Genomic DNA, 12,929 nt, shown 5'->3' with positions numbered 1-12,929 from the left:
AGCCTTTTAGCCCCTCCGGTTTGTTCATCCGGATCGGCTCTTGACTTTCATTTTCCCCGTTCCTAGTATGCGTCCCCGGACAGGGAAAACAGTCTGGAACGTCAGGGAATTTGCTTATGTTGAAACAGATTTGGAGATGGGTATCGCTTTTTCCTCTGCTCCATCCCGTATGGTTCAACCTGTTGCTTCTGGTTCTGGCCTGGAGCCTTGTGGGCGTGGCTTACCAGTCCAATGACGATCTGGTGATTGCGTCCGTGCTTGACGGATGGGGGGATCCCTCTTATGCGGACGCCCATGTCATTTTCGTCAATCCCCTGTTGACCGGTCTTCTGTTGAAAGTTGCGCCTGTCCTTGGCGGGGTGTCCGTTTGGCCTGTGTTTCTGGCGCTTGCCACGTTGTCCAGCGGAGCGGCCATTTTCACGATGCTGACGGCGCATGCCCGCAAGGCGCGCAGATATGATTTCAATACGCTGGTTCTGCTGCTGGTGTGGCTTCTGATCATGCCGGGCTTTTACGCCGCTCTGCAATTCAGCCATGCCGCCTTTCTGACAGGATTTACAGGTGTGCTGGCGTGTTTGAAGTACGGCTCTTCCTGGAGGGGGTGGTGCGCGGGAGTATTCCTGTGCGTGCTGGGCAGCATGGTCCGGCTGGATGCCGCCCTGGTGTGCGACGCTTTCTGGGGGGCCATCCTGTTGGCAGGCAGCCTGGAAGGGCTCAGGCCGTCCAGGGAAAAGCTGTTTGCCCTCAGTCGTCTCTGGCTGGCTCTGGCCTGTGTGCTCATTTCGTCCTTCAGTCTGAATGAATATAATAAATACGCCCACCGGAATGTGCTGGAGGGATGTGACGTGGCGGCATGGAACCAGGCCCGCGCCCTTCTCTCGGACACGTGTCCCATCAGGCAGGAGAGCGCCTACCAGTGTGAAAAGTACGGCGTGTTCGCCAACGATATCAGGATGGTCCGGATGTTTACCAATTGCGATATGGATGTATTCAACACGGATTATCTGGAAAGGCTTCTGTTGGCGCGGGACGGAGGTGAATTCTGGCCCAGGGCGTGGGCCCGTGGAGAGAAAGCCTTGCATCTGTTTTCATGGGATTCCGTTATGGATCTTCTCCCTTGCTGGATTTTGTTCGGTCTGGCATGCCGCGTTTCTTTCCGGCGCGGGGATTCTCCGGCCCTGGTGTACTGCGTAGGCTCCCTGCTGGTGCTGATTCTGCTGTATATGTCCAGCATAGACCGCCTGTATTTCCGCGTAGTTTATCCAACGTTCCTGATTGCAGGGCTGTGTCTGCTGTGGTCGGATAAATATCGTCCCATCCGCATCAACTGGACGGGGAAGGGAGCTCTTGCGGGCGGCGTGCCCATGTTTTGCGCGTTCTCCGTTTCTTTGTCCCAGGCGTGCGCCGCCGTGTGGGAGGCTAATCTGGAGTCTTTTTCCCCGGATGCCGGGCGCCTGTTATGCGAGCGGGTGGACCGGGAGCCCGATTCCCTGTTTTGCGTCCAGATGTCCGGCGGCACTATTGACGATCTGGCCCCGGGGCAGTCTGTTTTCCGCAAGGCCTGGAGCTGTTCCCGGAAGAACGTTGTCACGCTGGGCGGCTGGAATTTTCCGTTGAAACCCGTACAGCGGAAACTGAAGGAGATGGGGTGGGCGGGGCAGTCCTCCCTGAACCTGTGCAGGGATAATGTGTACATTGTCTGTCTCACGCCGCAAGGGGACGTTTCCGATATGGACAGCAAGTTCATGGGGATGCTCAGCCGCCATATCTGGGAGCAGCACGGCGTTCGCACAGCCTGGCATCTGGATGAGAATATCCAGGGTGTGCGCGTTTACCGCCTGCGCAAGACATGGTTCCAGCCCGGCAGGAAGGAAGCTGCCTCCGTCAAGGAAGTGTGACTCTCCGCAATGTAACATCCCCCGATGCGCGTTACGCAACGGGGGATGAAAGGAGGGAGGTTGGGGCTTGGCGACGATTGTTAAAAGCGCGGGCCGCCCGGCATGCGTCTGTTCATGCGCTCTTCGCGGAGTTTCGCCTGTTCCGCCGGGGTAAGAAGCAGAAATTCCAGGTCGCGGATGGCGCGCTGTTTTTCAGAAGGTTCCTTGATGCTGGAAATCAGGCTTTTCATTTTTTCAAGGGCCGCTACCTGGTCACCGAGTTCAAAGCAGGCTTTTTCCCGATCCCACTGCCTTTTGGTCAGGAAAGTGGCTTTTTCCGCTTCCGCCGTTTTCTTATCGCTGGCGGAGTTGTTTTGAAGCAGAGTCGCTTCCAGGGCGATGCGTTTGTTCCAGAGCTTCCGGAAATTTTCCACATCTTTTTTCTCCTTGTAGGGAACCAGCAGCACGCGGTCAAAGATGGTATTGAGGTCCATCAGGTTGTCCGGCAGGGTTTCCGAACGGTAGTCCCCAATGTTCAGGTAGGTGCGGATGACTTCGCTGGCTCCGCTTACCATGGGAAGCTGTTCGCCTACGTCCTTGGCGTTGGCGGCCACTTCATCCAGCATGGAGAGAACGCTGGAGGAAACGTTGAGTTCACGCTCGTTTTTTTCCGCATCCGCTTTTCTCAGGCAAAGCAGCATCCATTTGCACTGGATTTGAAGGGCCTTTTTAAAACCGGGGGCCACGTTGTTTCCCGTGTTCTGCTTGCGCCAGTTGGAGAAGGCGGTGCTGGGGCTGTCAGGTTTGCTGCTGTTGCCTCCCCTCCCTCCGGAACCCGGCATGCGCATCATGCGGAAGCCGCCCCCGCCTCCCCGGTTCAGCATGCGGGACATCATGCTGGTGGGGTTCAGAAACCGGTCCTTCATGGCATCCACGTAAAGTTTCATGGCGGCGTTTTCCGTGCTGGTGGCCGCGGTAAGGGCGGCCACGGCCTTCTGGATGCGGGAAGAGCTGGTGTTCAGGTAGCCGGCTTTGACTTCCTTAAGCCATTCGGAAGCTTCCTTTCTTGCGGAATCGGTAAGCATTTCCTGAGCCTGGCAGAAGCCGGATCCCAGGAGGAGAAGCACCAGCGCGGAAAGCGCCGGACGTTTGCGGAGCGGGGTGAGGCGTATCATGGCGGTATGAGATTGCAAGGTATCCTTACAAACCCCTGTCCCGAAGAAAAGTTGCATCTTTTCTTCAAAAAAGAACGGTTCGTCTTGTTGTGCCGGATGAACGTTTATCCCAGCACTTTGCGGATGCAGGAAGCGCAGATGGATACGGCTTCCTCCATTTCCTCCGGAGAAATGACGAGGGGGGGATTGAAATACAGGACGTCGCCCAGGGGGCGAAGCAGAAGTCCCTGTTTAAGGGCTTCCCTGTAAATCCGGTACCCCAGCCTCTGCTCGGACGGAAAGCTTTTTTTGGTTTCCCTGTTCTCCACCAGTTCAATGGCGTTCACCAGGCCCAGGCTGCGTATTTCCCCCACGTGGGGATGATCCCCCAGGGCCTCCACGATCATCTGGCGGAAAAGAGGGGCCTTTTCCTGCGCCCGGGGAATAATGTGTTCCTCGTCCAGGACCTTCAGCACGGCGAGAGCTGCGGAGCACCCCAGCGGATTGCCGGAATAGGTATGGCTGTGCATGAATGCTTTTCCTTCCCTGTAGTCCGCATAAAAGGCATCGTAAATTTTCTGCGTGGTGATGGTGATGGACATGGGCATATAGCCGCCCGTGAGCCCTTTGGAGACGCACATGATGTCCGGGGAAACGCCGGCCTGGTCGCAGGCGAACATGCTCCCCGTGCGGCCAAAACCGGTGGCGATTTCATCCGCAATGAGGTGCACGTTGTAGGCGTCGCACAGGGAACGCAGTTTCGCCAGATAAGCGGGAGGATACATCCGCATGCCTGCGGAGCCCTGGAGCAGGGGTTCCACCAGCAGGGCGGCGCATTCGTCCCCATGGCGCGCAAAGGCCTCCTGTGCCGCGTCAATGCATTCCGCCTGGCAGCAGCCGCGTTTGTTCCCCTTGGGGCAGCGGTAGCAATCCGGAGCGGGAATGCGCACGATGTCCAGCAGAAGAGGTTTGTAGAGTTCCGAATAAAGGTCCAGGCCTCCTGCGGAGAGGGCTCCCAGGGTTTCTCCGTGGTAGGCGTCGCTCAGGGACATGAAACGTACTTTCTGACGGTTTCCGGTCTGGTAGTGGTATTGGAAACTCATTTTCATGGCGGATTCGATGGATGCCGAACCGTTATCCGAGAAATTGAATTTGCAGAGCCCCCGCGGAATTTTCTTCATCAGTTCTTCACACAGAGTGATAGCCGGCCTGTGTGAGAAGTTGGCGAAGATGACATGCTCCAGGGAATCAAGCTGTTCCTTGATGGCACGGTTGATTTTGGGGTGGGAATGGCCCAGCAGGTTGCACCACCAGGAGCTGACCACATCCAGATAGCGTTTCCCGTCCACATCATACAGGTTGACGCCTTTTCCGTGGTCGACCACGATAGGAGGCAGCGTTTCGTAATCCTTCATCTGGGAACAGGGATGCCAGATGTATTCCAGATCTTTTTTTGACCAGTCGGAGTGATTCATGGCAAAGGGCGCGAAAATGGGACGGACCTTATTTCATGCGGACTTCATATCCCAGTTCCGCCAGCATGGCCAGGTCTTCCCGGATGGTGACGCCGGCGGTGGTAAGCATATCTCCGGAGATGGCGGCATTCGCTCCGGACATGAAGATTTTCCTGCCGTGGTCCTTCATGGTATTCCTGCCGGCGGCGATGCGGACGAAGCCGTCCGGCATGATGAACCGCACCAGGGCCACGATGCGCAGCTGTTCTTCCTCTCCCAGGGGGGTCATGTCCGCGTACGGCGTTCCGGGGATGGGGGTCAGAAAGTTGACGGGCATGGATTTGATGCCCAGCGCCGCGATGTCCATGTACATGTCTATCCGGTCTTCCATAGTCTCTCCAAGCCCCATAATGCCGCCGCTGCAAACTTCCAGCCCGGCTTCCAGAGCCCATTTGATGGTTTGCAGTTTGTCGTCGTACGTATGGGTGGTGCAGACATTAGGGAAATTGCGGCGGGAAGTTTCCAGATTATTGTGGTAGCGTGAAACGCCTGCGGCTTTCAATTGCTCGCAGTGTTTCTTGGAAATAAGGCCGTGGGAGGCGCAGAGGGAGATGCCGCAATGTTCGGCGATGTGCCGGTAACTGGCGCAGAGCCGGTCCACGTCTTCATCCGTCAGCCTCTTGCCGGAGGTGACGATGGAGTAGCGCAGAATGCCACGTGCGTCATTGTACCTGGCCCCCGCCAGGAGGGCTTCATCACTTAAAAGGGGATATTCCTCCACTGCCGTGGAGTAATGGGCGGACTGGGCGCAGTATTTGCAGTTTTCCGAACATTTGCCGCTGCGGCCGTTGATGATGGTGCAGAGGTCGAAGACATTCCCGCAAAAATGTTCCCGGATGGCGTTGGCCGCCTGGCACAATTCTTCCAGCGGTTCCCGGCTGAGGGCTATCAATTCTTCTCTGGAGCAGGAACCGCCTCCGAGCACCCTGGAAAGGAGGGATGATGTCAAACTCATGCGTGAAAGACTAACCCCGGCTCCGTTCACGTCAAGGTCAGAATGGCGAAGGAGGCGGATCGTGGAACCTTCTTTCCCGTTCTCTTATTCGGCTACCTGTTCCGGGGCCTTGTAACGCAGGGCCTGGAAGCCGGGCGCGGGTTGATATTCCCTGTCCAGAATGGCGATGGCTCTGTTGATAAGGTCACGGTTTTCTGCGGCGATATTATTTTTCTCTGCGGGGTCTTTCACGATATCGTACACTTCCCAGTTGTCCGGTTTTTTACCGGGAAACAGGTTGCGGCGGATGACTTTCTTAGAGTCGAAACGCACGGCTACCTGGCCGCCGTAGCCTCCCCCTGCCCAGACCAGGGGCTTCCTGTCATGCAGAGCGGATTTTTTGCCCAGAAGGACAGGGGAGAGGTCCGTTCCCAGCGGAGAACCTGCATCCGCTCCTGTCAGAGCGCACAGTGTAGGCATCACGTCCGCATGGAAGGCCGGCTGGGTGATGGTTTTTCCCGGGGCTATTTTCCCAGGCCAGCGGATAATGCCGGGGACACGTATACCGCCTTCATAAAGCTGCCCTTTCAAACCTTTGAGATCGGCTACGGAGTTGAAGAACCGGTGGTCCACCCCCCCTGCATCATGCGTGGTGCCGTTGTCGCTGGTAAAAATGACGATGGTATTTTTGTCCAGGCCACAGGCTTTCAGCGTGTCCAGCAGGCGTCCTACGTTGTGGTCCATCTGGGAAATCATGCCTGCATAGGCGGCCCGGGGGCGGGGATGGGGCAGATAGCCCCGGTTGCCGCGGTAGGGGGATTTGTCCCATTCGCGGGGATAGCGGTCAATCCATTCCTGAAGAGGCTGCATGGCCACATGGGGTTCCAGCGGGGCGTAATACAGGAAAAACGGTTGTTTGCCATGGGCCTTTTCCTTCACAAATTCCAGCATTTTATCCGCAATAAGATCGGAACTGTGTTGTTCCGCGCGGTAGGTGTCCGCCAGAACTTCCCCTTTGGGCTGGGAACCGTGTCCGATAGTGGCGGCTGTCAGGGAAGTGTTGAGAACTTCCTTCTTTCCGTCATTCCAGAGGTATGGAGGATAGTAGGTGTGGCAGGCTTTCTGGTCCGTGTAGCCATAGAACCTGTCCACGCCGTGTTTGTCCGGCGCTCCGGTGGAACCGAAATCCCCAATACCCCATTTACCGAACACCGCTGTGGCGTAACCGGCTTTTTTCATGGCTTCCGGTAGAGTGTAGGTTTCCGTTCTGATGGGCCAGTCTCCTTTGAGGTCGCGCCAGTTTTCGCCCGCGTCCACGCGTTTCAAATCCTGTACGTCGCAGTTGCCCGTATGCTTGCCCGTCATCAGCACATTGCGGGAAGGGGAACAAACCGGAGCTCCGGAATAGAAATAAACCCATCGCTGTCCTTCGGAGGCCAGCTTGTCAATGTTCGGGGTTTTAATTTTTTTCTGGCCGTAGCAGCCCACTTCCGCCCAGCCAAGGTCATCCGCATTGATGAGAACCACATTGGGCCGTGCCGCTTCCGCCACGGACAGCATCAGCAGGGAAAAGGCGGTAGAGAGAGTGATATTGTAAAATGTGACCATACGGTAATAATAACGGAGAAACACTCTTCCTTGTTTCAAAAAATAGTTTCGTTTTCCTTACCGGATGCCGGATGAGATGCTCACAGGGTGAGCCTTTCGGATTCCTTTTATTTCGGATTATTTATTTATTCGCGCCGTTCCTGTTTGTCCGGTTCCTTTTTATTTATATTTTTATATGGAATGATGAATCATAAATATTTGTGGCAGCAATTTGCTTGTCGGACAGGTCATAAACCGGCTGCAAGGCTATTTCATATCATTCCGGCCAGATTTTTTGATGTTTTTCTTAAGATGCTTAACTGGGAATTCAGGATGAAAATAATTCTGGGTGAAGCATTTTTCAATGAAATAGTGCTTTCTTGAGAAGGTGGGCGGATTTACAATCCGGAGTCAAGCTGTAACTCTAAGAGAAAAGAACTTGCAACGTCGTTTCTTTACGTATCAGGGCCTCTTACGTAGCACAGAAATTTGCCTGGGCTCACCCTGGTGACGGGAATACGGGAAATTGCTACGATATCCGGGCCTGAAGTAGAATTTTGGCAAACCCTCTTTTATAGAGTTCGTTGCATGTTGAAGCGGAGTCACGTTTCAATAACCGTATAAAGAGCGGCACTTTCCCTGAGAACAAGAGTTTTTTTCTTTTACTGTCCGTAACGGATTGTAAATCCGCTAGAAAAAGGCGTTCCGATTCATTGGTTTAATTTCAGGGCTGAAGGAGAACGATGGATGCCGGTTTTAACAATTCTGTGGAGAAATTCATTCGTTAATTTACAGGAATTTTCTTTGGGGATGCATGAGGAGCCAATGTCAGATTTTTATTATAAATGAATTGTAAAAAAAATAGAAAAATTCCCTTGTGGTGGGGGATAATAATTTGGGCAGTACTTGTACTGCTTTTTTTTGCTCCTGCCGTGTTTGGAGGAAAGGTTTTAGCCCCGGTGGATTGTGTGGAATGCCTGTTCAAACCATTCGCAACTCAGCCAATGGAGGAAGTCCATAACCAATATAACGTAGATGGGGCTTCTCAATATTTACCTTATAGCTGGGCGATGCAGCAGTCCTGGCAAAGTGATGGGTATATGGGATGGAACCCTTATACTCACAATGGGACTTCACTGCCGGAAAATACCATGTTAAGCCCGGGGGATTGGCATCATTGGTTATTTGGTTTTCTTCCTTTCTGGACGGCATGGGATGCGGGAATCTTGCTGCAGTTTTTTATCGCAGGGCTGGGGATGATCATTCTACTGAAATCCAGGGGAATTCCCATTCCGTACGTATTGCTGGGAGCTGTGAGTTTCAGTTTTTATTCCCAGTTTATTATGTGGATATATGACCGGTGGCTTGGCGGAATAATCTGGGCGCCGTTGATTGTCTGGTCCCTGTTGGAAGGGAGAAGGAAAAACAAATGGGTGCATCTTCCCTCTATTCTCTTTATTGCTCTTGGATTCAGAGGAGGCCATTTGCAAGCGTGTCTCTTTGTTTTTCTTCTGGTGCTGTGCGTGTTTCTTGCGGATTGGTGGAAACGGGCAGACCGCTGGTCCTGGAAAGTTTTTCTGAAATCATCATCTTTTTATTTGATCTCCGGATTTTTGGCGGCGTTGCTTTCCTTGGATGTTTTTGTGGACACCCTGCCGCGCATGGAAGGCTGTAAAAGCTTGCCGTTTGTCTGGGGGCTGGAAAATATTCCTTTTCTGGCCACATCTGTGATGCCGACGCTCTTCGGCATTCCTCAGACAATCAGTATTTCCAAAGTGATTGGCGCTGATTTATTCGATATCAAATTTGGTGGAGGAGTTGTTTTTGTGCTGGCTGTTCTGGCATTGTTTAACCGCCGGGCACCGTTGACCGCCAAGTTTTGTTTTCTTGTCAGTTTAATTGTTTCATGCACACCTCTTTCCACTTTCCTCTATTCACGCTCCACGGTTGTGATGGCTTTTGGAATGAGCTGGCTTGCCGGATGGCAGTTATTTGACCTTAGGCGGCATCCGGTTCTTCCTATCTGGCGCAGACTTGCATGGTGGGGAATTGGGATTTTGTGTATATGGCTTGCCGTATCGGTGGCAGTTCAGTGTTTCCATGAACCATTGCTGTTAAAATTGCATAGCTTTATTGACGGAAACATAACGACTTCTCAGCAAAAATACCGTCATTCCTGGTATTTGCTCAGAAGCGAGCGTCTCCTGGACCAGCTGATGATTTGGGATTGGCGCAATGCCTTATTGATTTTACTGGTCAGCGTAGGGGGCTGGGCCTGTTCCCGCCTGAATATATCCAGCCGTTATCCGAAGTGGTGGGCAGGACTTGTGGTATTATGTACCTTTGGGGAACAAATAGTGTTTTCTTCTTCATGGATTGCCTATTCCGACAAACCGGAAAGCGGCTATCTTTATAAAGAACCGGAATGGATGTCCGAGTTTCGCGGACATGTGGGGGATGGTGCCGTTGTTATCGTCAATCCTCATAATGACTTGGATTTTTTATGTACTAATCATTTATCCACATATGGAATAAGGTTGGCCTCAGGTTATGAAACGGTGCAGCCCAGATATCTGAGACCTTTGTCGGATGGACATTATTATCCGAAAGATTATGCCATGGCCGGCATTTCTCATTTGTTGTGTGATGCCAAAGCCGGAAGGCCGTCTTTTGACGGGTGGAATCTGGTTCAGGAAACGGAAGATTTCTTCTTGCTGGAAAATCCCTTGTACCGTGGACGCTATTTTGTCCGAACCCAGGGGGAAAAGAATCATTTTTCTCCTGTTGTTCTGGATTGGAGAACGAATAATAAGATCCATGTCACCGTGCCGCCAGGAACAAAGGAATTGTCTGTTCTTGAGAGCTATTCCAGGGGATGGAGCGCCCGCACCGGGAAGGGGGAAGAGCTTCCTTTATCCAGTACTGAGCGCTATTCTATTCTTGTTTCTGTTCCGGATTCGGAACAGCAGACGGAAATCCTCCTGCAGTACCATACGCCTTACCGTGAATGGTATTACAGCATGATGGGGGGAACTGCTCTGTTTCTGCTTGTGGCGGCTCTCTTGCAGCGGCGCGTTAATATCAGGACGGAAAAGGAGGGATAGGGGACCGTCTCTCCGTCTTTTTGGGTTTCATGAAATAGCGGTCAGGGCAGGATGATGCTTTCTACCGCGGTACGTATGGTTTCATCGCCGAATTGGTCCAAGACATGTTTCAGAAAGCCCTGGGCAATCATTCTGCGCGCCGTCTGTTCCGGAATGCCCCGTGAAAGCAGGTAGAAAATTTCTTCCGGGGAAATGGAGGAAGTGGCGGAACCGTGCGAACACTGCACTCTGTCCGCCAGGATTTCCAGGCCGGGAATGGAGTTGGCTTCCGCTCTGGGGCTGAGAATGAGATTGCGGTTGCTTTGATAGGCGCTGGTGTCATGCGCGCCTTCCGCCACCAGGATCATGCCGCTGAAAATGCTGCTGGCTTCATCGTCAAGCACATTGGCATAAAGCAGGTTGCTGGAGGCTCCGCGGTAAAGGTGCTTCTGGCAGGTCCTCTGGTCCAGCTCCTTGTTTTCCTTCAGATGGTTGGCGGAAAGCAGGCGGACTCCTGCGCCGTCTCCGTTCAGGATGCAGACCGTCTCCTGTCTGGCCCAGGCTGCGCCGGGATGGCTGACGAGATGTTCCATTTCCGCGGAATCATCCGCCATAATATGGGAAAGCTCCACGGCACGGGAACGGCTGTTAAGTTCCTGAACCAGCGCGTATTTGACAGATGACGCGGAGGAAAGGTGGTATTGCTGGAGCGCTCCGCAGAATTGGCGGCCATGGTCTGCGCTAAGGTGGCGTTCCAGAATGTGCAGGCGGCTTCCGGTTTCCGCAATGAGCAGCGTAGAGGGAAAAACGGCCACGTTATCTCCGGAAATGAAGTGGAGTATTTCCAGAGGGAGAGAGATTTCCCTGTCCGCCATAATAACCAGCCCGTTGTGCTGGAGAGCCATAGTCAATGCCGACAGTTTTTCGGAACCGAGCGTTTCCGTCTCTGTTTCCAAATATTTCCGGGCGGTGTCCGGGCATTGGAGCACAAAGTCTTCCATATCCATGACGGAAAGCCCTTCCGGAAGCTCTTCCGGGATGGATACGGGGAGCCCGTTGGCGTAAACAATGCGGAGGGCCTCCGGCATGGAGGCATGTTCCCTGATGATGGGGGCCAAGGCTTCCGGCGCCACAGGGAGGGCCGCTTCAGCATGTTCCAGGGATTCGTTGCCGGGGGTGCCGAAACGCCAGGATTCCATGCGGCGGGAAGGTTCCGGAAGCCGTTCCGCCTGTTCCAGGGCATGACGGCGCCGGGCTTCAAACCATGCGGGAAGAAAGCCTGCGGAAAATTGTTCTTCGTTAAACAAGTGGTTCATTATTTCCCTCCTTATCCGATGCTGTCTTCCATTTCCAGATCAATGAGCCTGCGCAGCTCCACAGAGTATTCCATGGGGAATTCCTGAACGAGGTCGTTAATGAATCCATTGACGGCCAGAGACATCGCCGCAGCTTTCGGGATGCCCCGCTGCTGCATGTAAAAAAGCATTTCTTCAGAGACCTGGGAGACGGATGCCTCATGCTGCACCGTGCCTCCATCCCCTTTTACCGTGATGGCAGGGTAGGTGTCCGTACGGCTGTTGGCTGCCAGAAGTAGAGCGTCGCATTCCGTGTTGTTCCTGCACCCCTTAAGCCCTTTGCCCATGATTACCTGGCCCCGGTAGCTGGCGCGCCCTTCGCCGATGCTGATGGATTTGGAAACGATGTTGGACGTAGTGTCGTCCGCCGCATGGATCATTTTGGCTCCCGTATCTTGATGCTGGCCCGTGTTTGCCAGAGCGATGGAGATGACTTCCCCCCGCGCGCGCCTGCCTTTGAGCACCACAGCCGGGTATTTCATGGTGAGACCGGAACCAATGTTGCAGTCTATCCAGCGGATTTCCGCATCTTCCATGGCAAGGCCGCGCTTGGTGACCATGTTGAAGACATTGGAGGACCAGTTTTGCACGGTGACGTACTGAATTTTCGCGCCCTTGAGCGCGACCAGTTCCACAACGGCGGAGTGGAGGGTGGAAGTTTCAAACTGGGGTGCCGTGCATCCTTCCATGTACATGAGTTCCGCACCTTCATCCGCAATGATGAGAGTTCGTTCGAACTGCCCGAAATTTTCCGAGTTGATTCGGAAATACGCCTGGAGAGGATGTTTGAGTTTAACCCCTTTGGGTACGTAAATGAAGGAACCTCCGGAAAATACTGCGCTGTTCAGAGCAGAGAATTTGTTGTCTCCCGTGGGAATGACTTTTCCAAACCAGGGGCGGAAGACATCTTCATGGTGTTTCAGGCCTTCCGTGGAGTTGACGAAGATGACGCCCTGGCTGCGGAGTTCCTCCTTCATGTTGGAGTAGGCGGATTCGGAGTCGTACTGGGCTTCCACGCCCGCCAGAAATTGGCGTTCCTGTTCCGGAACGCCCAGGCGTTCGAAGGTGCGCTTTACATCCTCCGGCACGTCGTCCCAGCTTCGTTTGGGCCGTTCTCCGTCGGAGAGGTAGTAGCGGATTTGGGAGAAGTCTATTTTTTTAATATCCGGAGAAGCCCAGTGGGTGGGCATGGGCTTGCTCTCAAAAACGGCAAGCGCGTTTTTGCGGAACTGGCGCACCCATTCCGGGTCTTCCTTGACGTCGCAGATGTAGTCAATGGTGGCCTCCGTCAGGCCGTATCCGGCATCAAATTTATGGCGTTCCGGGAAGGAGAAGTTCCCCTTGCTCCGGTCGAAGTCAAACAGGTTCTGTGTGTTCCCGTTCTCTGACATGTCAGGTGTATCGCTCATGATTGATTGCCGGATT

At 53.7% G+C, this 12,929-nt stretch carries 8 protein-coding genes; 2 read left to right on the top strand and 6 right to left on the bottom strand.

Going from position 1 to position 12,929, the window contains the following annotated elements:
- Positions 1 to 116: 116 nt before the first annotated feature.
- Entirely contained in the window at positions 117 to 1,898 is a 1,782-nt protein-coding gene (locus tag BHW66_RS10455) for a hypothetical protein (protein WP_102733635.1), read from the top strand.
- 80 nt (positions 1,899 to 1,978) lie between these two features.
- On the opposite strand, the gene BHW66_RS10450 is transcribed toward BHW66_RS10455, so the two are convergent.
- From BHW66_RS10450 to BHW66_RS10435, 4 genes are all read right to left on the bottom strand, one after another.
- On the bottom strand, positions 1,979 to 3,070 hold the full coding sequence (locus tag BHW66_RS10450) for a hypothetical protein (protein WP_286689025.1): 1,092 nt from the start codon (positions 3,068 to 3,070) through the stop codon (positions 1,979 to 1,981).
- Positions 3,071 to 3,156: 86 nt separating this feature from the next.
- Complete coding sequence (gene bioA, locus BHW66_RS10445; protein ID WP_031930291.1) at positions 3,157 to 4,506, bottom strand: adenosylmethionine--8-amino-7-oxononanoate transaminase; 1,350 nt, start codon at positions 4,504 to 4,506, stop codon at positions 3,157 to 3,159.
- Positions 4,507 to 4,534: 28 nt separating this feature from the next.
- Positions 4,535 to 5,500: a biotin synthase BioB gene (bioB, locus tag BHW66_RS10440; RefSeq protein WP_012419545.1), complete on the bottom strand. Its 966-nt coding sequence runs from the start codon at positions 5,498 to 5,500 to the stop codon at positions 4,535 to 4,537.
- Between the two features lie 84 nt (positions 5,501 to 5,584).
- Positions 5,585 to 7,087 (bottom strand): arylsulfatase, encoded by a 1,503-nt coding sequence (locus BHW66_RS10435; protein WP_012419544.1) that lies wholly within the window; start codon positions 7,085 to 7,087, stop codon positions 5,585 to 5,587.
- An 824-nt stretch (positions 7,088 to 7,911) separates the two neighbouring features.
- Between BHW66_RS10435 and BHW66_RS10430 the strand changes: the two genes are divergently transcribed.
- Positions 7,912 to 10,170 carry a YfhO family protein gene (locus BHW66_RS10430; RefSeq protein WP_146023946.1) on the top strand — a complete coding sequence of 753 codons (2,259 nt, stop codon included), beginning with the start codon at positions 7,912 to 7,914 and terminating at the stop codon, positions 10,168 to 10,170.
- Between the two features lie 41 nt (positions 10,171 to 10,211).
- On the opposite strand, the gene BHW66_RS10425 is transcribed toward BHW66_RS10430, so the two are convergent.
- Together BHW66_RS10425 and sufB are read right to left on the bottom strand one after the other, a co-directional pair.
- Positions 10,212 to 11,465, bottom strand: a complete 1,254-nt coding sequence (locus BHW66_RS10425) for a SufD family Fe-S cluster assembly protein (protein ID WP_102758751.1) — start codon at positions 11,463 to 11,465, stop codon at positions 10,212 to 10,214.
- Between the two features lie 11 nt (positions 11,466 to 11,476).
- On the bottom strand, positions 11,477 to 12,913 hold the full coding sequence (gene sufB / locus BHW66_RS10420) for a Fe-S cluster assembly protein SufB (protein ID WP_022198501.1): 1,437 nt from the start codon (positions 12,911 to 12,913) through the stop codon (positions 11,477 to 11,479).
- Positions 12,914 to 12,929 lie beyond the last annotated feature (16 nt).

The sequence above is a fragment of the Akkermansia sp. 54_46 genome (genome assembly GCF_001917295.1).
Lineage (GTDB): Bacteria > Verrucomicrobiota > Verrucomicrobiia > Verrucomicrobiales > Akkermansiaceae > Akkermansia > Akkermansia muciniphila.
This window is presented reverse-complemented; position numbering and strand designations above follow the sequence as displayed.